We start from the raw sequence: 25,416 nt of genomic DNA, 5'->3' as shown, positions 1-25,416 counted from the left end.
GGGAGTCGATAATTAATGCCTCAGTTTTTTATAGAACGGCCAATATTCGCATGGGTAATAGCCATTATTACCATGCTTGCTGGTCTATTGGCAATTATCAAATTACCGGTGGCGCAATATCCAACCATTGCACCACCTGCTATATCGGTTTCAGCAACCTATCCTGGAGCTGACGCCACCACTGTACAAAATACCGTTACTCAGGTTATCGAACAGAATATGAATGGGATTGATAATCTGGTTTATATGTCGTCAACCAGTGATGCAATGGGTAACATGTCTCTGACACTTACCTTTGAAGCTGGAACAGATCCCGATATTGCACAAGTACAGGTACAAAATAAATTACAATTGGCCATGCCATTACTGCCCCAAGAAGTACAGCAGCAAGGCATCCATGTTAATAAATCTACCGGTTCTTTCTTGATGGTAGTCGCTTTTATTTCTAAAGATGGCTCTATGAATCAAGAGGATATCGCTGATTATGTTAACTCTCACATTAAAGATCCTATCAGTCGAGTAAAAGGGGTCGGTGAAACCCAGCTGTTTGGCACTCAGTACGCTATGCGGATCTGGTTAGATCCAGATAAACTTGTTAAATACAATATGGCCACTCAGGATGTTATCAATGCCATAAAAATTCAAAATAACCAAGTCGCTGCCGGTCAGTTAGGTGGCACACCACCGATCGCAGGCCAACGACTGAATGTTTCGATTATTGCTCAAACGCGGCTAAATAATGCCGAACAATTTGCCAATATCCTGTTACGAGTTAATTCGGATGGTTCTCAGGTTCGTTTAAAAGACGTTGCCGTCGTTGAGTTAGGTGCGGAAAACTATAGCATCAAAGCAAAATATAATGGCACGCCATCAGCCGGTATTGGTATCAAATTGGCTACCGGTGCCAATGCCTTAGATACCGCAAAAGCCGTACGTGCTACGCTCGCTGAAATGGAGCCGTTTTTCCCTAACGGATTAGAGATTGTTTACCCTTATGACACCACGCCGTTTGTAAAAATTTCAATTAACGAAGTAGTGAAAACGCTGATCGAAGCTATCATGCTAGTCGTCGTTGTTATGTACTTATTCCTACAAAACTTCCGTGCAACCTTGATCCCAACGATCGCAGTTCCTGTTGTTTTGCTTGGTACATTCGCTATTTTGTCTGCGATGGGTTATTCAATTAACACGCTTACCATGTTCGCAATGGTGCTCGCTATCGGACTCTTAGTCGATGATGCGATTGTGGTAGTAGAAAACGTCGAACGTGTAATGCAAGAAGAAGGATTATCACCTAAAGAAGCTACCAAAAAGTCGATGGGGCAAATTCAAGGGGCACTTGTCGGTATAGCCTTAGTATTATCGGCGGTATTTATCCCTATGGCTTTTTTTGGTGGCTCAACGGGCGCAATCTATCGTCAATTCTCGATTACTATTGTCGCCTCAATGGTGCTCTCCGTTCTGGTCGCGTTGATCGTAACTCCCGCCTTGTGCGCCACAATATTAAAACCTATCCCTAAAGGTACTCATGGTAAACAGACTGGCTTTTTCGGTTGGTTTAACCGTACATTTGAAAAAAGCGCGCATCACTATACCAATAGTATTGGCCATATGCTTAGAGGCACGGGCCGTTACCTGGTTATTTATGTTATATTAGTTGCCGGTATGGCATTTTTGTTCCTAAAGTTGCCCTCTTCATTTCTTCCCGAGGAAGATCAAGGGGTACTTTTGACTATGGTTCAGCTACCACCTGGTTCAACCCAGGAACAAACAGTCGCAGTGCTTCATGATATTGACCAATATTATCGCACCAAAGAAAAAGCGAATGTTAAATCTGTCTTTACCGTAAGTGGCTTTGGCTTCGCAGGACAGGGACAAAACATCGGGCTTGCTTTCGTGGTACTACAAGATTGGAAAGAGCGTCATAGTGCTGAAAGCCATGTTTCTCAAATTATTAATCGTGCCAATCTTGCCTTTTCAAAAATACAAGAAGCTATCATCTTCTCTTTCAATATACCTGCTATACCTGAACTAGGTACTGCCAGTGGTTTTGATTATGAGCTTGTTGATCAGGGTAATTTAGGCCATGACAAATTAATGGCTGCTCGTAATCAACTACTAGGGCTTATCGCTCAACATCCTGATATATTGCAAAATGTCCGTCCTAACGGGCAAGATGATACTTCTCAATATCGTTTTTATATTGATCAACAGAAAGCGGAAGCATTAGGTGTTTCTATCAATGATATTAACGCAACGTTAAGTACCATGTTTGGCGGCATCTATGTAAATGACTTTATTGATCGTGAACGCGTTAAAAAAGTTTATGTACAAGCCGATGCCCCATTCCGGATGTTACCTGCTGATATTGAAAAACTTTATGTCCGCAATAATCAAGGAAAAATGGTACCTTTTTCTGCATTGATTGATCATAGCAAAGATCCATGGCTATATGGTTCACCACGTCTGGAACGCTATAATGTTTTATCTGCAATGGAAATCCAAGGTTCTGCGGCACCAGGGAAAAGTACCGGTGATGCCATGCTATTAATGGAGCAACTTACTGAAAAATTACCTGAAGGTATTGGTTATGAATGGACCGGTATGTCTTACCAAGAACGTCTTTCTGGCAATCAAGCACCTGCTTTATATGTAATTTCTCTTATTGTCGTCTTTCTCTGTTTAGCCGCTTTATATGAAAGTTGGTCAATTCCTTTTTCTGTTATGCTAGTTGTACCATTAGGAGTTATTGGGGCATTACTCTTCACTTCAATTCGGGGATTAGAAAATGACGTTTACTTTAAGGTAGGTTTATTAACAACTATTGGTCTATCTGCCAAAAATGCCATTTTAATTGTTGAGTTTGCTAAAGACTTAATGGAAAAAGAAGGAAAAGGATTGATTGAAGCGACGCTAGATGCTGTCAGAATGCGTTTACGGCCTATTTTAATGACATCATTAGCATTCATGCTTGGCGTTTTACCGCTCGTTATTAGTAACGGTGCAGGTTCAGGCGCGCAAAACTCTGTAGGTACCGGTGTACTTGGAGGAATGATTGCAGCAACCACATTAGCAATCTATTTCGTTCCAGTATTTTTTGTCGTTATACGTAGACGTTTCACAAATAAATATTAGCTTAATTAGATTATTAGTAATATTTCCATTAAAAGGCCAGATATTCTGGCCTTTTAAGTAAACATGTTTTTTAATAAATGAAAAATAACTCTAAATATATGACTAGAACTTATTTTTTAATAAAAAAATAAATAATAATAAAATAACCTGAGTTCGGGATAAGAAATAAAGAGAAAGTCTTGATATTCAAATAGTTGAATGAGCCTGTTTTGTTAAAATACTCTAACAGTCTGGTTAAAGAGTAGAGCATTGTTAAACAATTATGGAAAATCTTACTGAACTTTATTGCCTGATGGATGATTTTTGCAAAGACTTCGAGCCAAAAATGCATGAATATTTGCTGACTAACGGTACTAAGCGTCGTAGACGGTCTACTCAGCTTTCGTTGGCGGAAATGATGACACTGGTTGTGTTGTTTCATCAACTCCGATTCAGGCAATTCAAGGTATTTTATCTCTATTATGTCCGCTTATATCTCCGGAAGGAATTTCCTAACTTGCCATCCTATTCACGCTGTGTAGAGTTACTTCCGCGTAGTGCCTTAGCGTTAACGGCACTGTTTGAGTCAATTAAGGGAAAATGCACGGGGCTATCGGTTGCCGATTCTACTCCGATAGCGGTGTGTGATAACTTACGGATCCGCAGACATAAAGTCTTCAATGGGATAGCTGAACGGGGAAAAAATTCAACAGGTTGGTTCTTTGGTTTCAAGCTTCATGTAATTATCAATCATTTGGGGGAAATACTCAGTTTTCGACTCACACCAGGAAACACCGATGATCGGAAACCATTGCCTGAGCTGACAAAGGATCTTTCTGGTTGTTTGTACGCAGATAAAGGGTATTTATCGGCTTCACTGAAACAGCAACTCAAAACGATGGGAATTAGCCTTATAACGAATATCAAGAAGAAAATGAAGCCTATTAAACAGACTTGTTTCGACAAAGCCATCTTGCGTCATCGTTCTGTCATTGAAACGGTATTTGATGAGTTAAAAAATCTTTGTCAAATAGAGCATACGCGACATCGCTCTCCGGCTAACTTTGTAGTGAATTTATTAGGCGGACTGGTTGCATATTGTTTAATGCCATCTAAACCAAAGATACCTGTTGCAGGTACGTATCTTCAAGTATAATTGATAATGCTTATCCCGAACTCAGGTTAAAATAACACAGTAATACTGTAACTTTTTGTATATATTTGATATTTTGCTCTAGATTAGTTCCTTGATTAACATCATATAACAAAAAACTTTATACAGAGATAGTGACTTATGCGATAATAGTGCTATATTAATATCCAGTAGGTTGTTTGCTTTACTTTTGCTATACTCACACAAGTATAAATTATCTACATTCTTCTGATTGTTTATCGACACCCATTTATAATTTTGGTAACAATCATAATTAATAGTGTTTTGATTTTACAAAAAATAAAACAATATATTAATTCAATGGTAATTTCTTCATCTTTAGCAGTATTATGCAATAAAAATGAGTAATAACCCGTAATCTGTGTTTTAAATGGAGGTGATTATGGATGAGCACTCACCAAGGAGTTATGATATCTTAGTGCTAAAGTATTTATGTGATGCTCTATATCGTGAAGCGATGTTAACTTTGCATAGGACAAAAACCCATTGGAAAAATGATCTTGGTTCCGATCAAAGCGTTAAACTTAATGTATTAATTGATTATATCACAGATTTTATTGGTCAATTTAAATTAAAATATCCGAATAACGTAAACCTTTTTATTTTTATTGACGAATATTTGGATGAAACTTATAACCTATTTGGTAAACCTGTAATGAGCCTAACAGATATTTCTGATTGGCAAAAAATGAATGAGCATTTGGCTGAAATATTAACAAATGATATAAAATATTCATTAAGTAACACTTGACGCAACCAACAGCCAATAACATTCATATTTTATACATCTATAATTTAAAGAAAGGAAATTATGACTAAAATTGACTATCTGAGGCGCTTAAGAAGATGTAGGACTATCGAAACATTGGAGCGCGTAATCGAAAAAAACAAATATGAATTATCTGAAGACGAACTTGAATTATTTTATTCTGCCGCAGACCATAGGTTAGCAGAGCTCACAATGAATAAACTTTATGACAAAATTCCTTCGTCAGTTTGGAAATATGTTCGCTAATAAGTAAGTCTTTCCTTTATCAGATAGGATATGGTTATAATTTTAGCCGATAGCCGTTATCGGCTTTTATTAATAACTATATAACTTAAAATATTCATTTATTGCACGGATAATTATATCGTGGTGTTGTTTACGTTATTAGATTAAACAATGAACCATATTTATATTTTCACTTAATCAAAAAATAACCCTATAATTATCCTCACTCAACCATAACTCTTTTTCATTAATAAAAACCATACCCAAACAATAACTATTTATGAAAACAATCAATTCAATGCTATTATTTTTTAATTAATAATTCAATTGCATCATTAATCAAAATTCTTAATTTCACATAATCTTATTTTTCTATAAAAACTAAACCAAAAACTGACATTTAGATTAAAATGAAAATTCATTAAATTAATTGAAATTTTTCTCTATGTAAAAAACCAACCATATTGAATTAATTTAGCAATTTTCAACATAAAAACAATTTTTGTTAACTGGATTAATTTTATCTGAAAAAATATAAATATCTTAGAAGTGTTAAAGTGGCGGAGTCCTGTCAGCGACATCCCGGCACATACACCCCTTGCTATGGCTGCTTCTTTCCAGACCTGACCAAGTTAACAAGTTAGCATTGCGGGAGAACCAACAGGACCCCATTGAATGGCTCTATAAGAACAATATAGGCACGCATTATGCGCTATTCATATTCAAATAGCAAGAAAACAAAAATCAAGTGTTGTTTTCTTATTCAAATAGATAATATTAAACATAAAAATAGTTTAACAGTATATAAATAATAACAAAAAAGATTAAAGTTGACCTTATTTACAACAAAATAAGTATCTAATCTAGTATAATCTTAATTTACCAATCTTCGAAGTGTCAACGATCACCGAAAACTGATCCACTTTTTAGCTAAATCCGATCAATCAAAATTGATCCACTTTTACTCAGTCATTGCTCCTGAGCGCCGCTTATCTTTCAATCGATAGCTTTCACCGCTTAATTGCAGTACATGCGAATGATGAAGTAAACGAGCAAGCATAGCGGCAGTTAATGTTGCGTCATCAGCAAAAGCATTTGGCCATTGCCCAAATGATAAGTTACTCGTCAATATGACACTGCCATGCTCATAACGCTTGGCAATCACATTGAAAAACAGGTTTGCTTCTTCTCGCCCAAACGGCAGGTATCCAATCTCATCGATAATCAACAATTTCGGGGCCATCACCGAACGTGATAGATATTGTTTGAGCTTATTTTGTCGTTTGGCAGTTGAGAGTTGCAACATCAGTTCAGCTGCCGTGGTAAAGCGGGTTTTCTTCTTGGCCTGTACTGCTTTTAATCCTAACCCAATAGCTAAATGCGTTTTGCCTACACCGCTTGGGCCAAGCAACACGACATTTTCATTACGTTCAATAAACGTTAATGCGCTTAATTCCTGTATGTGTTGTTTGGGGATCCCCGTTGCAAACTTAAAATCGAACGTATTAAGTTCTTTATGTGCTGGGAATCCTGCCATCCGACTCAAAAGATTACGGGTTCGTTCATCTCGTTGTTGTTGCTCACATTTTAATAGGGACAGTAAAAACTCTCCGTAGCTTTTGTCTTGGGCAATGCATTGTTCGGCAAGTGATGACCAATGAGTCGGAATAGAATTTAATTTCAATGACTCACACAGGTGTTCAATTTGTTCATGCAATAACATGTTCACCTCCCAGCAATGCTTCGTATACGCTGATTGAGTGTTGCAAACTGACAGATTCAAGCGGCGGTACGATACGGATATTAAGCGTATCAGTCTGCGGGATAGATTGGCAAACCCTTGCTGGTAAGGGTAGAAGATACTTAACTTCCTTAGCTAGTCTATCTGCTGGCTTCTCTAACGTTGTTCCATGAATCCGCTGATGGGCAACGCGTTGTAACCAGGGCCCCACTCTTGCATTAGCTATCTCAATATCCAGTTCAAGATTATGAGCACGAAGGTCGGTATTTAATGGTACGATAAAGCTGTTTTTTAAATAGTGGTTAAAGCGCTCTACTTTCCCTTTAGTTTTTGCCCTGTAGGGCTTGCAAGCACACAATTTAAACCCGTAATCTTTCGACATTTGAAGCATTTCGACATGTAATTTATGTTCACCTTCTGCATAAGCATCCCGTTCGATGATGAGGGATTTTGCGTTATCACACAATATTTCGTGTGGTACACCACCAAAATAGTCGAAAGCTTCTCGTAAACCTTGTTGCCAGGATTCTGCTCGTTCATTATCAAAGAACTTTACATAACTCGCACGCGAATAGCCTAGCGTTGCACCAAACGCTTTTAGTGATCACGAGTTTCGCACCAATAAAAAAACGCTCTATTTTTAAGTTTAATTCAGCATAATATGTAAATAGATAAAACCTTATAAATTAAATATAACTTATTGTAAATTAAGTGAATTTATGCATTTCAGTAACTTGCAGATTAATCATTACTTTTAAGCCATTTCTAGAATTTTATAGGCCTGTGCGAAACTCGTGGTGATTTTTTACCTCGCCGGATGCTGGTGAAGTCGATTTGCATTTGTTGACCTGGCTGTGTTTCAAAACGGACGACAGCTTCGGGAACAATGCTTGGTTTAAATTGACAAACAAATCGGCGTAATTGAGCAATACCGCCTTGATAGCCGCTTTCAACTACTTCATCAAATAAGACTGTTGCAGGGATCCAATCAGGTTTAGCCAGTTCAATTCGATGAAGCAAATAAGGTTTAAAGGGTGCTAATTTAGTCGGTTGTTGACTTCTTTTAGCATAAGTTGGCATTGTCTGTTGTTGTAAATGATGTTTTACGGTGTTACGGGATATGCCCAATTCACGGGCAATTTTTCGAAGGCTTTGTCCTTGTGCAAAGCGAACATGAATATCCACAAATATCTCCTTGGTTAACATAAATTATCCGTACAAAAATGTGCGAATAATACCAAGTGGATCAGTTTTAGATGATCGTTAGTGGCTCAGTTTTGCATGATCGGTGACATCGAAGTGATGAAAAAACAATTTTCAATATGAAATATAAAAATATATTAATAAAAAATCCACAAATAAGTAAGAATAAAATAGAAAAAAGATTAATTAACCACATCTAGACGTTCTACGCTATCAGCATGTAATAAATTACCAATTTGTTGCAATTGGTACATCTGAGCATAAAGCCCCGAGTGTCGTAATAATTGATTATGTTTGCCTTGCTCAACGATTTTTCCACGATGTAAAACAAAAATTTTATCCGCGTCTATAACGGTAGAAAGTCGATGAGCAATAACGATTAATGTTGTCTGCCGACGAATTAACTGTAAAGCTTTTTGGATCGCTCTCTCAGTTCCCGAATCGACATTGGCCGTTGCTTCATCCAATATTAAAATTTTCGTCGTTCGTACTAAAGCACGCGCTAATGCCAATAATTGCTTCTGCCCCGCAGATAGCATGTTACCTTGCTCACCTAACAGCGTATTTAAGCCATCAGGCAATTTATATACCCAATCAACAAGCTGCACAGTTGCCAAAATATGCCAAACCTTCTGTTCTGAAATTTTTCTTCCCAGAGCGATATTGTCAAACAAAGTCGTTGCTAAAATAACCGGATCTTGCTGCACTATAGTAATAGAATTACGCAACACATGGTGAGAAAGTGAGGATAACGGGCGTCCATCGAGTAATATTTGTCCTTTTTGCCATGGATAGTATCCCATTAATAAGTTAGTAATCGTGCTTTTTCCACTACCTGTATGCCCAACTAATGCGACAAATTCGTTATCCTCTATCTGCAGATCAATATCGTACAATACATATTTATCATCACGATAAGCAAAAGAAAGCTTTTTCATATCCACGCGCCCTGACAATAAAGGTAATTGATCACAGCCATAACATTGTCGAGGGCTATCTATCAATTCAAAAATTCTTTCTCCTGAAACTACCGCTTGTTGTAATACAGATTGTTGTGAGGTTAATTTAATTAATGGCTCATTTAAACGCCCAAGATAATTAATAAACGCATACAATACTCCAACACCAATAACATCTATTCCCTTAAATCCAAATAATAGAATTAATCCACAAAGAGTTAGTGCAGAAAATAAATTCAATAGTGGGCGTAAAAGAATACTATCTAACTTTAATGCTTGCATCCGGGCTATATAATGCTGGCGATTGACTACTAACATTTTCTCACCAAATCGGGCTCGTTGCCTAAACTGTTGAATAATAGTCATGCCGTTAATTATCTCATTAAAACCATCGTTAATATCAGCTGGTAAGTACGTACTCGACGAACAATTGGTGTACTTAAACGCTGATAAATTACCATGACCAAAAATACTACAGGGAAAATTAAGCTAGCAACTATTGCCATTCTCCACTCTAAAAAAACATCGCTACTAACATGGCAATAATTAGCGCTACACTACGAAATATAGTCGGAATAACGGTTACAAATAGATCCTTAACCACTTCAGTATCATTTGTCACTCGAGAAATCAGTTGCCCTACTGGTTGATTATCAAAAATACTCAATGACTGCCTGATAGCGGCACTCATCACATCTGTACGTAATGTTTGAACAACTCCGATAGCGGCTTGATTAAATAAGATTGTTTGATAATAGTGTGAAATGGCAGCAATAATTTGTGATGCAAAAAAAATTATTATTAATATGACCGTGCTTTTCAACGGCATGTAACCTGTTGCTAACATATTATCAATAAAGTAACTCACCAAAAGGGGCCCACAAATTTCTGCCCCAGCTGCTATCCAGGATATCAAAACGGCAATAATTATCGGTTTACGAAATGAATTTCCATAAATTAGTAAGCATTTTAAAGATGGCCATAAACGACGACGATTATTCATGCTCATTTTACAATGAGGCTTCAATTTGCTGATAGCTATGCATATCTCGATACCAACCAGGTTTTGCAATTAATTGCTGATGAGTACCTTGAGATAAGATAGTACCTTGCTGCAATACAAGTATCTGATCTGAATCCACTAATGCAGACAATCTGTGGGCACTAATGATGATAGTATGACACCCTTGCCACTGGCGTAAATTTTTTAAAATTCTATTTTCAGTCTTTCCATCTACCGCAGACAAAGCATTGTCTAATATCAAAATTTCAGTATTTAATAATAGTGCTCTTGCAATAGAAATACGCTGTTTTTGTCCACCAGACAACATAATGCCACGCTCACCAACTTGTGTGTTATACCCATTAGGTAAACGCAAAATATCTTCATGTACATCAGCTAGTCTCGCCGCTTCCTCTATTTCTGTTTGGCTAGCAGTCGGTTTACCTAAAGCAATGTTACCCGCTATGGTATCGGAAAATAGAAATGGTATTTGGTTCACCACTGCCAGTCTGGCATGCCATTCTCCCTGCTGAATATCAGTCAGAGAAATAGATTGGAACAAAATTTCACCATCAATAACATCAAAATGGCGCTGTAATAATGATAATAATGTTGTTTTTCCTGCCCCGGTTGGACCACAAATTCCAACTAATTGCCCTGGCTGTATATGAAATACAATATTATGTAAGGAAGATATTGCCGCACCTGGATAATTAAATTGCCAAATATTCACCTTCAATTGACCAGCTCTTTGCTGTAAACACTGTTTTCTATCAATAATTGATGGGCGTTGTTCAAATAAAACACAAATCCTACTATACGCAGCGCTTCCACGCTCAACAATATTAAACATCCAAGCAAGTCCTAACATTGGCCATATCATAAGTCCTAAATACATAACAAAACTGGTCAAATCACCTAATGTCATTTTATTATGCAAAACCATCCAGCTACCACCAGCTAGCGCCAAAAAATTTGCAGCGCCTATCGCAATATAGATTGTAGGGCCAAATTTCGCATCAACTTTAGCAACATGCATATTTTTACGTCCAGCCTCTAATGCGGCAACCTCAAACTGATGGGATTGGTGATCTTCGATACCAAACGCTTTAATCATACGGATACTAGTTAAATTTTCCTGGGCATGGTTATTGAGAGAAGAAAATGTCGCTTGAGCAGATTTAAAGCGTGTATGCAGTTGCTCACCATATCGCTTAATAATGACTGCCATGATTGGCATTGGTAGCAATGAAAGCAGGGTCAGTTGCCAACTAATCTCTATGCTCATGACAATTAACACAGCACAACCCATCACCAAAGAGTCGACTAGTGTCAGGACACCTTCTCCCGCCGCAAAGACAACTCGATCAACATCATTTGTTGTACGTGCAATAAGATCGCCTACTCGATGTCGTAAATAAAACTCGCGAGTTTGGCGACTAAATTGTTGATAAAATTTTTGTCTTAACTGTACAGCTAATTTATAAGAAGCGCCAAATAACCATAACCGCCAAATATAACGCAATCCATAAATAATAAATGCAATAAGCACCATCACCCTTATCCAGCCCAAAAGTTGTTTAATACTCATGGTTTGCTTACTAATACCATCAATAATAAAGCCAACAATCCGTGGTGGAATAAGTTGTAACCCTGCAATAAAAATTAATAACATGACAGCACCAAAATACCGGCGCCACTCAGTTAAAAAATACCAAGGTTTTATTGAATTCAGGATTTAGCTTAAATTTTGACCAAAACCAGCAATGACAAGGCTTTCAGAGGGAGAATAAGGGGCTAAAATGGCAAAAATAGGCTATATGAGGGTGTCAAAAAATGACCAAAACACCGATTTATAGCAAAAATCACTCATTTGTGCAAATTATGAGCAGATTTTTGAGGATAAAATCAGCGGAAAAACAGACCAGAGACCCGGATTAAAACGCGCGTTAAATGCACTGAAATCGGGTGACACCTTAGTCGTCTGGAAGCTGGATAGACTGGGTCGTAGTATTAAACATTTGATTACTTTAATATCCAAAATGGAAGATAAAGGTATTCATTTTCATAGTTTGACGGATGCCATTGATACCTCTACGTCCGCTGGCCGTTTTTTCTTTCATGTGATGAGTGCGTTGGCACAGATGGAGCGAGAACTGATTGTTGAGCGTACTAAGGCAGGTTTGGCAGCGGCAAGAAGTAGGGGGCGTATTGGCGGCAGACCTCAGTCGCTATCTTTTGCACAGCAACAGGAAGCTCAAAAATTATTGGCGAATGGTCATAGCAGAAAACAGCTTGCATTACTGTATGGGATTTCATTGACCAGCATCTACAAATATTGTCCCGCTGATCGTGCCACTCAAACAGACCAAAGTGCCTCCGATGAAAAATGACAGTGTAATTTCGTTGCACTGATGGAAACAAAAGTAGCCTGCCATTTATCGCACGTTTTGGCTTCAAATATCGCACGCCGCATCACCAGCCGGCATTAAAAGCCCGTGCGCTAACGCATATTCGGCGATATCCAGCGCACCTTCAATGTCACCGGCATCAATGCGCCAGAGCATCACCATCATTAGCGTGTCATCCTGATGGCCGTCGCCGTTTTTCAATACCCCACTCACCCAGGGGGTATAACGGGGTAACACGGTTTTTTTATATTCCGCTTTTCGTTCGGTTGACTGAATGCGCTTTAACTGACGTTTGTCCTGCTGAAACATCAATTGAACTTGCTGTGTCGCCGCATCCCATAACGGATGGGCGTCATCCGGTTTTTCACCCGCCAAGCGCAGCTGATGACATTGCCAGGGGGTGAGCATTAGCCACCGCCCTGATTAGTCTGACTGCTGCCACCTGAATGGGGTGTATTATCCCCTTGCTGTCCTGATTGGGGTTTCTCTTCAGGTTCGGGTAAGATTTCAATATTTTCGACCAGTGCTACCCCGCGATAATCTTCCACCACATAGGTTTCATTGACCGACTCGTAATTTTCAATCCGGTCACGCTCGGGCGTATCCTTGATTTGGCGACGACGGGTGTCTTGCTGATAGTAAATCGAGAGATTATCCAAACGGGTAATGAGCAAGGATTTATCTGGGAAGAACGGGGCGTGAATAGCCGGTAGCCCACCCAGGCGTTTTTGACTGATAATCACATCGGCAGCCAGCATTTCGCTATTCGCCTGTTCTTTGTTAACAATCGGAAAGTATTTATCGGCAAGCAAGGAACGACCACAAATAATCACCAAATCTGTATCATCCTGATACATTTCATCAATCACCCGTTCAACCGTGTCCATCACCAGCGCATCCAAATTTTTGTAATCGCCTTTTTCGCCAATGCGGATGGTGCTTGAGGTGACTTTACCTTGACTGTCGGTGATGTTTGCCATCACATGGGTTTTGGCATCGTTACGAATTTTTTGCAACCAGCCGATATTCACATCCTGCAATTTGGCATTTTGGCGTCGGTCGGAGGTTTTTTCCCGCTTGACGCCATTAAAGCCAATCATACACGAGTTTCGTACAAAACTAATTTGGGTACGCTAATAAAACACGGATTTGCTCAGTAATAGCACTTTTGATTACGTCCCAATTTTGTTGATAAAGGGTTATTTTTTCAGATATACGACGTTTATGTTGTTCAAACCACGCAGAAATAGCGAGAAAAATATGATTTCTTTGCGCTCGGCTCGTGCGAGCCTGACAGCGTTCAATACCACAGTTTTGTTTAACTTCTCGATGATAAACTTCAACAGACCAACGGGCATCCATGATAGATTTGACGTATTGACGGGTGGGATTCTCTTTGTTTGTTACTATGTAATCAATACGGCCGTTTTTGGCTGTAAATTTGAAAACGGTTACCCAACCATATCCTCGCAAGTGTATTGACGTTCCTTCTTCTGAGATGTCTAACTTGTTCAGTTGTTTGTTATGGTTAACAATCCTATTTTTCCTCAGCGTGGTTACCCAGATCCAACCATGAGAGCGAATTGATTTCAGGTTATCCAGGCTAGAATACCAAGCATCCATCACTACGGCTTCTGGCATTCCCTCTTTTTTTAGCAAGAGTGAGCATTTCGGAAAAGTGCGTGTTTTTTGTTTTTCCATCAGAATCTTTATCATAAATACGATAATTGATAGGAATTGATTCAACCTTCGTCAGATCATGCCAAAGCAAATTAACTAAACCTATGCCAGCAATAACCTCATGTTCATTACCTGAATATTGATAATGGACCATCTCTATTTTTTTACTACGTGTTTTGGCAATCAATGTATCATCGGCAATTAGTACGCAAGGGCTTTTTTTGTCTATAGAAGGTTCAACTAATCGCCATAGGTCTTTAGGTCTAAAACATCTACTTTTTAGCCATCGGCTAACAGTGTCATGAGATAAAGGCGATGGGCTTACTTCTGATAACGCTAAACCAGAGTATCTTAAACTGCTTACTTGTAAGAATGTTTTATAGATATCTTTAATACATGGATAACCCGACAAAATATGAACATCCTGATTTTTTCTTGTTTTTAAATTTATACTTCTTTTTTGGAGATTGCGAAACTCGTGTTTATGTCAAACGCAATATTTTAAGCAGTACCTTTGTGCCACATAAATGGTTAAGTTGTCAGGATTTTGACCGCTTTGCGCTGGATTTTTTGATTTTTGGTAATGCCTATCTGGAGCGGCGGAAAAATGGGTTAAATAAAACGATTCAACTGAAATCCATCCCGGCCAAACTCACCCGGCGCGGTGAGGATTTAGCTACTTACTCCCTTTTGCATGCGGGTTTTGACAGCGTGCCGTTTACTTTTCAGAAGGGGCAGGTTTTTCATTTGCTTGAGCCGGATATCAATCAGGAAATCTACGGCTTGCCGGAATATCTGGCAGCCATGACCGCCATTTTGCTTAACGAATCGGCGACCCTCTTTCGCCGTAAGTATTATCTCAACTGCTCCCATGCCGGCTATATTCTTTATATCAGTGATACCGCGCAAAATTTACAGGATATTGATAACATCCGCGAACAGTTAAAAAGCAGTAAAGGGCTGGGGAATTTTCGGAATCTGTTTTTATATGCCCCCAATGGCAAAAAGGATGGCATTCAAACCATTCCTTTATCGGAAGCCGCCGCAAAAGATGAATTTTTAAATATTAAAAATGTCAGTCGTGACGATATGTTAGCCGCTCACCGTGTGCCCCCGCAATTAATGGGTATTATGCCGCAAAACGTCGGGGGATTTGGGGATGTACAAAAAGCGGCCAATGTGTTTATCTGCAACGAACTACATCCGTTGCAACACAAAATGCAGCAGCTTAACGAGTGGCTCGGGGAAGAGGTAATTCAATTTTCTCCTTATGCACTGAATAAATTCAAAGGTAACTAGCCAACAGTTACTTCTTAATTAAGACTCCCCACATAGTTAACTTCTTTTTCCATGCTAAATATTCAGGCGATGATAGTTTTGTTAATGGCAAATGCTCTGGTTTTACCTGTATTAATAACTGACGAATCATATCATGTACCCAGGGTGCTTCTTTTATATTCTCGTATCCTGGTACTTTTTCAAGCTCTAGTAGTAAATAGTATAAATTAGTTAATTTCGTTTCAAAATATGAAAGTTTTTCTCTTTCTTTTATATGCAAAATTTTAGTGGCGAGGTTCATTAAGTTGTTCTTTGGAAAAGATGCTATTTCTATAATTGAGTTATTAAGAATTTCAATAGCATTCTTATTATTTAAGAGAACTAACGTAGTATCGTCGTGGGTTGTTGGTAATAATAAAAAGTTATTATTTATTATTTTTTGTAAGATAACACTATCATCTTTTAATTTTTCTATATAATCTTTTATTTCCCTTATATCATAAGCCTCTAAAATTTTTTCATTCAATTTTATTTCCGTTGCTTTAGATATTTTATCTTTATCTATTCTACTATACATGCTTAATATTTTTTCAGAAAGAGTAGCTAATTTTTTTAATTTATTTAACTCAAGATGTAAATTATCTACTTCATTTTTTAATTCGATTATTTCTTTAGTATTCCACAACATTGGAAATGTGGTTTTTCCAACTTTTATATAGGATAATTCCTCATGAAAAACTTTTTTTTCTTCTTCGTTAAGATGGTATTTATTCTGTGTAATCTGATAATGCTCTATATTCTCAGTAATAATTCGTTTAAATGAATCAGACTCCTGATCTTCTAATGTATCTTTAAATTTATTATAAACTCCTTCAACTTCGATCATGGTTTTTTTAGCGCAAAAAAACGGTAGTTTAGCTCGTTCTTCGTAAGATTTTGTTTTCTCGAAAACCTTATCACACGAATACAATGTAAAATCATCTATCTTTAATTTATACCCCCAATCATCATTAATATCTTTTTCACTTATTTCTAATGTAAATTTACTTTGATGTTCTGGATTGGCTAATTTTCTAAGTTCTATGAATTTTTCTAAACGATTAAATTCAGGACTAATTGTATCTTCATTTTTAATATCTTGAATAGCAAAGAATAAGTCTTTTATTGTTTCATGTTTTACTCCCCCGTTAAACCAGTCAATAATTTTATCAATAAGATCATATAAGTTATTTAACCTGGTCGCTTCTTCTAAGGTATTAGCAGTCAAAACTTGATTAAGCTTTGACTCATTCAATGCTAGGTTTATATCTGGTGTTGAAAAAGTTATAGACATAAAAATCCTTGTAAAAATGGAGTTATGTAAAAAATCGTTACATAAGTTTATTTTCTGTTATTTAAGTTTTTTGTACAAAAATTGATTGAAAAATCAAAAATTTTTCTCTAATCAGTTTATCTAATTTGTCATTATTATTGTTTTATTTATATCAGGTGATTACCTTAATTTCTAAAAAACATGAAAAATCGCAGTAGTAGCCCCGCCGCGCCTGCCCGCTAAAGGTGTCGTTTTTTGTGCAGCTGCACAATGCCACTCAGCGTAGGCCAGTACTGGCCTTTACCGTGATTTAAGGTGAGCAAAAACTTGTGCAAATCCATGCACTTATTTTTTAATAAAAATAAAGAACACTAAAACAAGAAGAAAAAGCCTTTTTGATATTTAACATTTTAACGAAATATTAACTTATTTTTCGCTAAAAAAAGGGGATATGTGTCGGAAAACGGTTACAACACGCAAAAAAAGGACTTAACTCTATAATTAAAATACTCTTTTTTTGTAATCTTTAAACGGTTACAGGGAGTTACAAAACAGAATAAAAAAGTTACATTGTTATAAATCAATAAGTTAGGTTTTCAGTTTTAAACGTTTTGTAACCGTTACATGTAACCCTGCTGTAACCGTTTTAAATTTTAAAAATATATAATATTATCAATTAATTATAATGGTTTTTTATTTTTGTAACCATTGTAACCATTGTAACCGTTTTCCGACACATACCCCAAAATTTTGAAAATAGCACGAGTTTCGCACGGGAATATAAAATTCTAGAAATGGCTTCAAAACTATGATTAACCTGTAACTTACTAAAACATATAAATTTATTTAAATTACAATAAGTTGTTTTTAATTTATGAGATTTTTTCTATTTATATATTATGCTGAATTAAACTTAAAAATAGAGCGTTTTTTTATTGGTGCGAAACTCGTGAATAGATAATAACGACTAAATAATGAACATTTATGTTAAATAAATATTAACGTTTATGTATGATGAATATCTTGCTATTTTAGCTGTGAGTTAATCGCTCGTGGTGATGCCTGGAAAATATCGCTAAACGATTTTTTAAGTCGCTTAGCGAATTCAAAGAGATATTGGTAATAGGTACTAAGGAAGAAATTTTTTAAGTTTATTCTCTAAAGATTTTACTTTATTGTATTCTGTTGTAATCAAGTTAAATTTATCTTCAATATTCATTTTGAAAGATAACCCTAGACTTATTATCGATAGGATAAAAATTATCATGATGATAAGTGTTAACCCTGATAATAAGTTCTTGCGTTTTATATTATTTTTTATTTCCTCAATATCTTTTTGAATATCAACTAATAAGATTTCTTTTTTATCTTCGGTCATGAATTTACCTTATCGATAGTTAATTTTATTTATACACGAGTTTCGCAATCTCCAAAAAAGAAGTATAAATTTAAAAACAAGAAAAAATCAGGGTGTTCATATTTTGTCGGGTTATCCATGTATTAAAGATATCTATAAAACATTCTTACAAGTAAGCAGTTTAAGATACTCTGGTTTAGCGTTATCAGAAGTAAGCCCATCGCCTTTATCTCATGACACTGTTAGCCGATGGCTAAAAAGTAGATGTTTTAGACCTAAAGACCTATGGCGATTAGTTGAACCTTCTATAGACAAAAAAAGCCCTTGCGTACTAATTGCCGATGATACATTGATTGCCAAAACACGTAGTAAAAAAATAGAGATGGTCCATTATCAATATTCAGGTAATGAACATGATGTTATTGCTGGCATAGGTTTAGTTAATTTGCTTTGGCATGATCTGACGAAGGTTGAATCAATTCCTATCAATTATCGTATTTATGATAAAGATTCTGATGGAAAAACAAAAAACACGCACTTTTCCGAAATGCTCACTCTTGCTAAAAAAAGAGGGATCATGCCAGAAGCGGTAGTGATGGATGCTTGGTATTCTAGCCTGGATAACCTGAAATCAATTCGCTCTCATGGTTGGATCTGGGTAACCACGCTGAGGAAAAATAGGATTGTTAACCATAACAAACAACTGAACAAGTTAGACATCTCAGAAGAAGGAACGTCAATACACTTGCGAGGATATGGTTGGGTAACCGTTTTCAAATTTACAGCCAAAAACGGCCGTATTGATTACATAGTAACAAACAAAGAGAATCCCACCCGTCAATACCTCAAATCTATCATGGATGCCCGTTGGTCTGTTGAAGTTTATCATCGAGAAGTTAAACAAAACTGTGGTATTGAACGCTCTCAGGCTCGCACGAGCCGAGCGCAAAGAAATCATATTTTTCTCGCTATTTCTGCGTGGTTTGAACAACATAAACGTCGTATATCTGAAAAAATAACCCTTTATCAACAAAATTGGGACGTAATCAAAAGTGCTATTACTGAGCAAATCCGTGTTTTATTAGCGTACCCAAATTAGTTTTGTGCGAAACTCGTGTTATAGTCAAAGAGAAAGGGTAAGCTACTGGATGACTGGTTTAACGTTCAGTGTATTACCATTAATGGAAATGACTTCCACTTCAGTACCTGCACTCAGTTCAATGCTACAATAAATACGCCAACTGCCATCTGCAACGCTCACACGACTATAACCATTATGAGTCGGTTCGATTAGCGTTGCTCGTAAGCCTATCATTTGTTGATCCCGTTGATTTAACATCCCTTGCTGTGGTTTACTCATTTTATTTAACCAATACCACCAAACAAATGCAGTAACGACCGTTAAAACTGAGAAAAGCAAGCCTTGAAATACCAAACTGAAGGGGATAAGTCACACTAAAATACCAACGATAACCGCAGCAATACCGCTCCATAACAGATAACCCCCTGCACCTAACATTTCAGCGACTAAAAGCAGGCCACCCAGTGAGAGCCAAAACCCGTATGGATTGGCTGCAATCTGTTTAAGCATAGTTATTTCCCTTTGGCACTTTTACGCTCGCTGATAAGTTCGGCAATCCCACCCATTAAATTGCTCTCTTCCAGTGGCATCATAATCACTTTATTGTTAGTCGCTGAACCAATTTGCTGCAACGCATCCGTATATTTTTGAGCGATAAAATAGTTAATAGCTTGAATGTCGCCGGTGGCAATCGCATTGGATACCATTTTAGTCGCTTGGGCTTCCGCCTCTGCGGCTCGTTCACGCGCTTCAGCTTGCAAAAATGCAGATTGGCGCTCCCCTTCAGCTTTTAATATCTGGGATTGTTTTTCACCTTCTGCGCGTAAAATAGCGGCTTGACGTACTCCCTCTGCTTCCAGAATATCGGCACGCTTAGTTCGTTCCGCTTTCATTTGGGCATTCATAGCAGAAATAAGCTCAGTCGGTGGACGAACATCACGGATCTCGATACGAGTGATTTTAACACCCCAAGGATTGGTCGCTTCATCAACAATATGCAGTAATCGACTGTTGATACTATCTCGTTGTGATAACATTTCATCCAATTCCATCGAGCCTAATACGGTACGGAAGTTAGTCATCGTTAAATTGACAATGGCTAATTGCATATTACTCACTTCATAAGCGGCTTTCACTGGATCGATGACCTGAATAAAACAGACTGCATCAATAGTAACATTAGCATTATCACGAGAAATCACTTCTTGAGAAGGAATATCTAAGACTTGCTCCATCATATTAATTTTTCGCCCAACCCGATCCATAAACGGCACAACGATGTTTAGACCTGGCATCAGCGTTTTCGTATAACGCCCAAAACGTTCGACTGTCCACTGATAGCCTTGGGGCACAATTTTAACAGAAGAAACTACAATGATCAGCGCGACAATAATAAGGATTGGGATAACTGTTAACATATTTTAGATCCTGTCAGGAGAGAGATAGGTTTCTATATTACTTGACAGAAAGCTAAATGTAACCATCCCTGATAGCTAACGGATCAAAACAGGATATCAATAGTGATAAAATCGGTAATATCAATTCCTGATTCAGGGAGAGTAAAATATGCAGGATCAATATGAATAATCTATCGAAAAATCGTTAAGATTAGCAAGATAAATCTAAATAATAGTCAGATTATAAACAAAAAACAGCGTAAAATAATTTATGCATAAAACTCCGTCCCTTGCGTTAATATCTGATAAAAATAAAGACAAGATAGAAAGATTGTTTACTTTCTAATAATTTGTTTCAAATACCCAACACTTAACGACGTCAGGTTTTTTCATCGCACTTAAGGTCGGCAATACCTGATTATATTGGCTATTAACGTGACTTCTCACCGTTTTAATCCCAACAAAACGACGTCTTTTACCCATCTTAAGCAGCGATTTAATTTCTGACAGATTGGGCATATTTTGACGGTATTCACTGGCCACCTGTGCCAGATGATTAAAGTTAACCGCATAAATATTCTCTTCATTACTGTGATTAACGCCATGTGGGGTATTTTGATTGAGATAATCAAACATATCCCAAAACTCAGTGACCAGGGTATTATCGGCTTCCAATGATTTTACGCGCTCTTTTGCCAGTTCGACGATAAAAGTTTCTGTTTCTTCTACTCGGCTTTCTTTGATGGGCAGAAAACAGGATAACGTGCGTAACAGAACGATGAGTTGAGCGTGATTTTTAGCAATGCGCTCATGGCCAATCGCTTCATCATCAAAGAGTTGTCGTTGAACTTCATCGAGAGAAGTTTCGTAAGCCGTTACAATCGCATTTTCACTTAACAGCGCTTTCGGCAGAAAGCCCGATAATCGTTCAATAGGGTAGCGTTCCAGGCGAATGGCAGCTTGACGGGTTTGTTCGCTTTGACCTGACTTATCGGTATGGAGATGAATAATCCGCTCTAATACGGCTCTTGAGGCCTCGACACTGCTATTCTGGGCGATAATAATGCTGCCCTTAAAAAGCGGTTCATAGGTTTCGTTCTGATTGGTTTTTATACCCGTTGAGCGTGTAGCTCGGCCATTGTAAAGGGATTTCATTTCTTCCCAGTCAAAAGCCCGTTTTACGTTATCCTGCATTCGGTCACTTTCTATCAAACAAACAGGAAGATTACTCACCTGAGCAAAATTACGCGCACGGCCTACCAAGGTCGACTTTGAAGGGTCAAAGCCTTCGTAATCGGCGCGACCCGTTAACCGCCAGAAGAACTCTATCAGGGTACTTTTTCCTGAGCCAGGTTCGCCCATAATTTCCAAAAAAGGGTAACTTTTGCTTAATTTTCGTATCTGTTCGGCAAACAGTGACCCGAGCCAGAATGCAAGTACGGTATAACCTTTAACCCCAAAAGCCAGCCACAAATCATCGAGCCAGTGAACATCAAAGTCCCTGAGTTCATGATTAATTTCGAGTCTCGGACTGCTACTTAACCTGAGTTCGGGATAAGCATTATCAATTATACTTGAAGATACGTACCTGCAACAGGTATCTTTGGTTTAGATGGCATTAAACAATATGCAACCAGTCCGCCTAATAAATTCACTACAAAGTTAGCCGGAGAGCGATGTCGCGTATGCTCTATTTGACAAAGATTTTTTAACTCATCAAATACCGTTTCAATGACAGAACGATGACGCAAGATGGCTTTGTCGAAACAAGTCTGTTTAATAGGCTTCATTTTCTTCTTGATATTCGTTATAAGGCTAATTCCCATCGTTTTGAGTTGCTGTTTCAGTGAAGCCGATAAATACCCTTTATCTGCGTACAAACAACCAGAAAGATCCTTTGTCAGCTCAGGCAATGGTTTCCGATCATCGGTGTTTCCTGGTGTGAGTCGAAAACTGAGTATTTCCCCCAAATGATTGATAATTACATGAAGCTTGAAACCAAAGAACCAACCTGTTGAATTTTTTCCCCGTTCAGCTATCCCATTGAAGACTTTATGTCTGCGGATCCGTAAGTTATCACACACCGCTATCGGAGTAGAATCGGCAACCGATAGCCCCGTGCATTTTCCCTTAATTGACTCAAACAGTGCCGTTAACGCTAAGGCACTACGCGGAAGTAACTCTACACAGCGTGAATAGGATGGCAAGTTAGGAAATTCCTTCCGGAGATATAAGCGGACATAATAGAGATAAAATACCTTGAATTGCCTGAATCGGAGTTGATGAAACAACACAACCAGTGTCATCATTTCCGCCAACGAAAGCTGAGTAGACCGTCTACGACGCTTAGTACCGTTAGTCAGCAAATATTCATGCATTTTTGGCTCGAAGTCTTTGCAAAAATCATCCATCAGGCAATAAAGTTCAGTAAGATTTTCCATAATTGTTTAACAATGCTCTACTCTTTAACCAGACTGTTAGAGTATTTTAACAAAACAGGCTCATTCAACTATTTGAATATCAAGACTTTCTCTTTATTTCTTATCCCGAACTCAGGTTACTTAATGTTTTGATATCGACATGCTCCAGTGAAAAATAATCCTCTTCATTCAGGGTATATAATTTACCGTTTTGCACGGCAATATCATTAAACACATACACGCCTAGCGCTTTGTTGTAACCAATAAAATTTTGGGTTTTTACTTCCTTGATATGCGGTAATTCGTTTTTGCAAAATCGGTCAAGTTGATGGGTATCCCCAGTGTAAACTGCGCCTTTAGCGACATGTAAAAGCCGTTTTTTGAATTCAGAAGCGCTGGTTAACTGACTGGCGGTAAAGGTAGCTTTAACGTTGGGTCGTTGTTGTGGGAAATCCAGTTTTAAATAATACCAGGATTCGTCGGTTTCTTCGGATTTCTGAAAATGAAGCGGGGTCGGGTAACAGTTGGCAATTTCGTTGACAGCGCCTGATTCTTTTAATGCTTTTGTGGTTGCTTCCTCTTTAGTGAGTTTTTCTGAGTCTAAAATTCGCTCAACTGCTTTTAAGTGCCTTTCAATATCCAGTTTAAACCAGTAAAAACGGCTATCAAATTGAAAGTAGAAGTCATTACGGTGGGTATCATTGTGTAAATCGTTCCAGTCTTCATTTTTAAATTGCGAAGGTAAGGCGGCCCAGGATTTGCAGCCTTCCTGCTGACTACGGGCAACGTGTTTTCTTATTGCTTTTTCCCCCGCATTACCCTTATCAAGTGCCCAGACCAATAGGGGCTTTTTATTCGCGCCCACTGCCGTTTTAAGCGCCGCCAAGGCGTGCTCTGGGTAATTATGGTGTCAGCGATCATGCAAAACTGATCCACTAACGATCATCTAAAACTGATCCACTTGGTATTATTCGTACATTTTTGTACGGGTAATTTATGTTAACCAAGGAGATATTTGTGGATATTCATGTTCGCTTTGCACAAGGACAAAGCCTTCGAAAAATTGCCCGTGAATTGGGCATTTCCCGTAACACCGTAAAACATCATTTACAACAGCAGGGAATGCCAACTTATGCTAAAAGAAGTCAACAACCGAGTAAACTGGCACCCTTTAAACCTTATTTGCTTCAGCGAATTGAATTGGCTAAACCTGATTGGATCCCTGCAACAGTCTTATTTGATGAGGTAGTTGAAAGAGGTTATCAAGGCGGTATTGCTCAATTACGCCGATTTGTTTGTCAATTTAAACCAAGCATCGTTCCCGAAGCTGTCGTCCGTTTTGAAACACAGCCAGGTCAACAAATGCAAATCGACTTCACCACCATCCGGCGAGGAAAACAACCCCTAAAAGCGTTTGTTGCAACGCTCGGCTACTCGCGTGCGAGTTATGTAAAATTCTTTGATAATGAGCGAGCAGAATCCTGGCAACAAGGTTTAAAAGACGCTTTCGACTATTTTGGTGGTGTACCACAGGAAGTATGGTGTGATAACGCAAAAGCTCTCATCATCGAACGGGATGCTTATGCAGAAGGTGAACATAAATTAAATGTCGAAATGCTTCAAATGTCGAAAGATTACGGATTTAAATTGAGTGCTTGTAAGCCCTACAGGGCAAAAACAAAAGGTAAAGTAGAGCGCTTTAACCACTACTTAAAAAACAGCTTTATCGTACCATTAAATACCGACCTTCGTGCTCATAATCTTGAACTGGACATGGAGATAGCCAATGCAAAAGTGGGGCCCTGGTTACAACGAGTCGCTTATCAGCGGATTCATGGAACAACGTTAGAGAAGCCAGCAGATAGATTAGCTAAGGAAATTAAGTATCTTCTTCCTTTGCCAACAAGGATTTGCCAATCTATCCCGCAGACTAATGCGCTTAATATCCGTATCGTACCGCCGCTTGAATCTGTCAATTTGCAACACTCAATCAGCGTATATGAAGCATTGCTGGGAGGTGAACATGTTATTGCATGAACAAATTGAACACCTGTGTGAGTCATTGAAATTAAATTCTGTTCCGACTCATTGGTCATCACTTGCCCAACAGTGCATTGCCCAAGACAAAAGCTACGGAGACACGAGTTTCGCACGGGCATATAAAATTCTAGAAATGGCTTCAGAACAATAATTAATCTGTAACTTGCTAAGACGTATAAATTTACTTAAATTACAATAAGTTATTTTTAATTTATGAGATTTTTTCTATTTATATATTATGCTGAATTAAAC

The 25,416-nt window shown here is 37.9% G+C and carries 18 protein-coding genes, 1 other RNA gene and 6 pseudogenes; 9 read left to right on the top strand and 16 right to left on the bottom strand.

The features are described from left to right. Positions 1-15 precede the first annotated feature (15 nt). The 4 genes from V3224_RS00680 to V3224_RS00665 all read left to right on the top strand — a co-directional run bounded on the left by V3224_RS00680 (position 16) and on the right by V3224_RS00665 (position 5,303). Positions 16-3,135, top strand: a complete 3,120-nt coding sequence (locus V3224_RS00680) for an efflux RND transporter permease subunit (RefSeq protein ID WP_334467853.1) — start codon at positions 16-18, stop codon at positions 3,133-3,135. 262 nt (positions 3,136-3,397) lie between these two features. Continuing rightward, positions 3,398-4,270, top strand: coding sequence for an IS982 family transposase (locus V3224_RS00675; RefSeq protein ID WP_334467716.1), 873 nt, complete (start codon positions 3,398-3,400; stop codon positions 4,268-4,270). Positions 4,271-4,670: 400 nt separating this feature from the next. Next, complete coding sequence (tomB, locus tag V3224_RS00670; protein ID WP_334467851.1) at positions 4,671-5,039, top strand: Hha toxicity modulator TomB; 369 nt, start codon at positions 4,671-4,673, stop codon at positions 5,037-5,039. A gap of 60 nt (positions 5,040-5,099) precedes the next feature. Then, a complete protein-coding gene (locus V3224_RS00665) occupies positions 5,100-5,303 on the top strand; it encodes an HHA domain-containing protein (RefSeq protein WP_334467849.1) in 204 nt (67 codons plus the stop codon). 545 nt (positions 5,304-5,848) lie between these two features. Here the strand turns inward: V3224_RS00665 and ffs are convergent. The 6 genes and pseudogenes from ffs to V3224_RS00635 all read right to left on the bottom strand — a co-directional run bounded on the left by ffs (position 5,849) and on the right by V3224_RS00635 (position 11,863). Then, positions 5,849-5,945, bottom strand: an RNA gene (gene ffs / locus V3224_RS00660) — signal recognition particle sRNA small type. Between the two features lie 298 nt (positions 5,946-6,243). Continuing rightward, positions 6,244-7,005, bottom strand: a complete 762-nt coding sequence (gene istB / locus V3224_RS00655; RefSeq protein WP_334467847.1) for an IS21-like element helper ATPase IstB — start codon at positions 7,003-7,005, stop codon at positions 6,244-6,246. Next, a pseudogene (gene istA / locus V3224_RS00650) lies at positions 6,992-7,612 on the bottom strand (IS21 family transposase); the annotation flags it as partial. The pseudogene istA (V3224_RS00650) and the gene istB, both read right to left, overlap by 14 nt. 176 nt (positions 7,613-7,788) lie before the next feature. Then, on the bottom strand, positions 7,789-8,229 hold the full coding sequence (locus V3224_RS00645; protein WP_334467845.1) for a helix-turn-helix domain-containing protein: 441 nt from the start codon (positions 8,227-8,229) through the stop codon (positions 7,789-7,791). 179 nt (positions 8,230-8,408) lie between these two features. Continuing rightward, a pseudogene (locus V3224_RS00640) lies at positions 8,409-10,188 on the bottom strand (SmdB family multidrug efflux ABC transporter permease/ATP-binding protein). Positions 10,189-10,195: 7 nt separating this feature from the next. Beyond that, positions 10,196-11,863, bottom strand: a complete 1,668-nt coding sequence (locus tag V3224_RS00635; RefSeq protein WP_334467843.1) for a SmdA family multidrug ABC transporter permease/ATP-binding protein — start codon at positions 11,861-11,863, stop codon at positions 10,196-10,198. A 127-nt stretch (positions 11,864-11,990) separates the two neighbouring features. Here V3224_RS00635 and V3224_RS00630 point away from each other — a divergent pair. Continuing rightward, positions 11,991-12,581, top strand: a pseudogene (locus V3224_RS00630) (recombinase family protein). A gap of 63 nt (positions 12,582-12,644) precedes the next feature. On the opposite strand, the gene gpM reads toward V3224_RS00630, so the two are convergent. The 3 genes and pseudogenes from gpM to V3224_RS29630 all read right to left on the bottom strand — a co-directional run bounded on the left by gpM (position 12,645) and on the right by V3224_RS29630 (position 14,691). Beyond that, positions 12,645-13,007 carry a phage terminase small subunit gene (gene gpM, locus V3224_RS00625; RefSeq protein ID WP_334467841.1) on the bottom strand — a complete coding sequence of 121 codons (363 nt, stop codon included), beginning with the start codon at positions 13,005-13,007 and terminating at the stop codon, positions 12,645-12,647. Beyond that, positions 13,007-13,699: pseudogene (locus V3224_RS00620) on the bottom strand (P2 family phage major capsid protein); the annotation flags it as partial. The pseudogene V3224_RS00620 and the gene gpM, both read right to left, overlap by 1 nt. 19 nt (positions 13,700-13,718) lie before the next feature. Continuing rightward, positions 13,719-14,691, bottom strand: a pseudogene (locus V3224_RS29630) (IS701 family transposase). Between V3224_RS29630 and V3224_RS00605 the strand changes: the two are divergent. Continuing rightward, on the top strand, positions 14,676-15,578 hold the full coding sequence (locus V3224_RS00605; protein ID WP_334467835.1) for a phage portal protein: 903 nt from the start codon (positions 14,676-14,678) through the stop codon (positions 15,576-15,578). The pseudogene V3224_RS29630 and the gene V3224_RS00605 sit on opposite strands and share 16 nt — an antisense overlap. Positions 15,579-15,585: 7 nt before the next feature. Here the strand turns inward: V3224_RS00605 and V3224_RS00600 are convergent, their stop codons facing one another. Further along, positions 15,586-16,890: a hypothetical protein gene (locus V3224_RS00600; RefSeq protein ID WP_334467833.1), complete on the bottom strand. Its 1,305-nt coding sequence runs from the start codon at positions 16,888-16,890 to the stop codon at positions 15,586-15,588. Between the two features lie 1,108 nt (positions 16,891-17,998). Continuing rightward, complete coding sequence (locus V3224_RS00595; RefSeq protein ID WP_334467831.1) at positions 17,999-18,247, bottom strand: hypothetical protein; 249 nt, start codon at positions 18,245-18,247, stop codon at positions 17,999-18,001. Between the two features lie 103 nt (positions 18,248-18,350). On the opposite strand from V3224_RS00595, the gene V3224_RS00590 reads away from it, so the two are divergent. Next, positions 18,351-19,325, top strand: coding sequence for an IS701 family transposase (locus V3224_RS00590; protein WP_334467830.1), 975 nt, complete (start codon positions 18,351-18,353; stop codon positions 19,323-19,325). A 42-nt stretch (positions 19,326-19,367) separates the two neighbouring features. On the opposite strand, the pseudogene V3224_RS00585 reads toward V3224_RS00590, so the two are convergent. From V3224_RS00585 to V3224_RS00565, 5 genes and pseudogenes are all read right to left on the bottom strand, one after another. Next, positions 19,368-19,817, bottom strand: a pseudogene (locus tag V3224_RS00585) (NfeD family protein). 2 nt (positions 19,818-19,819) lie between these two features. Further along, entirely contained in the window at positions 19,820-20,725 is a 906-nt protein-coding gene (locus V3224_RS00580) for an SPFH domain-containing protein (protein WP_334467829.1), read from the bottom strand. A 321-nt stretch (positions 20,726-21,046) separates the two neighbouring features. Next, positions 21,047-22,177 (bottom strand): hypothetical protein, encoded by a 1,131-nt coding sequence (locus V3224_RS00575; protein ID WP_334467827.1) that lies wholly within the window; start codon positions 22,175-22,177, stop codon positions 21,047-21,049. 95 nt (positions 22,178-22,272) lie between these two features. Further along, the gene (locus V3224_RS00570; protein WP_334467716.1) at positions 22,273-23,145 is read right to left on the bottom strand and encodes an IS982 family transposase; all 873 of its coding nucleotides are present in this window, start codon (positions 23,143-23,145) and stop codon (positions 22,273-22,275) included. A 100-nt stretch (positions 23,146-23,245) separates the two neighbouring features. Continuing rightward, entirely contained in the window at positions 23,246-24,010 is a 765-nt protein-coding gene (locus V3224_RS00565; protein ID WP_334467825.1) for a toprim domain-containing protein, read from the bottom strand. A 110-nt stretch (positions 24,011-24,120) separates the two neighbouring features. Here V3224_RS00565 and istA (V3224_RS00560) point away from each other — a divergent pair, with 110 nt between their 5' ends. Together istA (V3224_RS00560) and V3224_RS00555 are read left to right on the top strand one after the other, a co-directional pair. Beyond that, positions 24,121-25,161, top strand: a complete 1,041-nt coding sequence (gene istA / locus V3224_RS00560; protein ID WP_334467823.1) for an IS21 family transposase — start codon at positions 24,121-24,123, stop codon at positions 25,159-25,161. Next, positions 25,148-25,315, top strand: coding sequence for a hypothetical protein (locus V3224_RS00555; RefSeq protein ID WP_334467821.1), 168 nt, complete (start codon positions 25,148-25,150; stop codon positions 25,313-25,315). Before istA (V3224_RS00560) ends, V3224_RS00555 begins: the two co-directional genes overlap by 14 nt. Positions 25,316-25,416: the final 101 nt, after the last annotated feature.

Source organism: Arsenophonus sp. PmNCSU2021_1 (assembly GCF_036919435.1).
GTDB lineage: Bacteria > Pseudomonadota > Gammaproteobacteria > Enterobacterales > Enterobacteriaceae > Arsenophonus > Arsenophonus nilaparvatae.
This window is presented reverse-complemented; position numbering and strand designations above follow the sequence as displayed.

Bases quoted from the DNA above. Each gene is read 5' to 3' on its own strand.
- V3224_RS00680 (WP_334467853.1), top strand. From the start codon at position 16: ATGCCTCAGTTTTTTATAGAACGGCCAATATTCGCATGGGTAATAGCC.
- V3224_RS00675 (WP_334467716.1), top strand. From the start codon at position 3,398: ATGGAAAATCTTACTGAACTTTATTGCCTGATGGATGATTTTTGCAAA.
- tomB (WP_334467851.1), top strand. From the start codon at position 4,671: ATGGATGAGCACTCACCAAGGAGTTATGATATCTTAGTGCTAAAGTAT.
- V3224_RS00665 (WP_334467849.1), top strand. From the start codon at position 5,100: ATGACTAAAATTGACTATCTGAGGCGCTTAAGAAGATGTAGGACTATC.
- istB (WP_334467847.1), bottom strand. From the start codon at position 7,005: ATGTTATTGCATGAACAAATTGAACACCTGTGTGAGTCATTGAAATTA.
- V3224_RS00645 (WP_334467845.1), bottom strand. From the start codon at position 8,229: ATGTTAACCAAGGAGATATTTGTGGATATTCATGTTCGCTTTGCACAA.
- V3224_RS00635 (WP_334467843.1), bottom strand. From the start codon at position 11,863: ATGTTATTAATTTTTATTGCAGGGTTACAACTTATTCCACCACGGATT.
- gpM (WP_334467841.1), bottom strand. From the start codon at position 13,007: ATGCTCACCCCCTGGCAATGTCATCAGCTGCGCTTGGCGGGTGAAAAA.
- V3224_RS00605 (WP_334467835.1), top strand. From the start codon at position 14,676: ATGGATAACCCGACAAAATATGAACATCCTGATTTTTTCTTGTTTTTA.
- V3224_RS00600 (WP_334467833.1), bottom strand. From the start codon at position 16,890: ATGTCTATAACTTTTTCAACACCAGATATAAACCTAGCATTGAATGAG.
- V3224_RS00595 (WP_334467831.1), bottom strand. From the start codon at position 18,247: ATGACCGAAGATAAAAAAGAAATCTTATTAGTTGATATTCAAAAAGAT.
- V3224_RS00580 (WP_334467829.1), bottom strand. From the start codon at position 20,725: ATGTTAACAGTTATCCCAATCCTTATTATTGTCGCGCTGATCATTGTA.
- V3224_RS00570 (WP_334467716.1), bottom strand. From the start codon at position 23,145: ATGGAAAATCTTACTGAACTTTATTGCCTGATGGATGATTTTTGCAAA.
- istA (WP_334467823.1), top strand. From the start codon at position 24,121: ATGTTAACCAAGGAGATATTTGTGGATATTCATGTTCGCTTTGCACAA.
- V3224_RS00555 (WP_334467821.1), top strand. From the start codon at position 25,148: ATGTTATTGCATGAACAAATTGAACACCTGTGTGAGTCATTGAAATTA.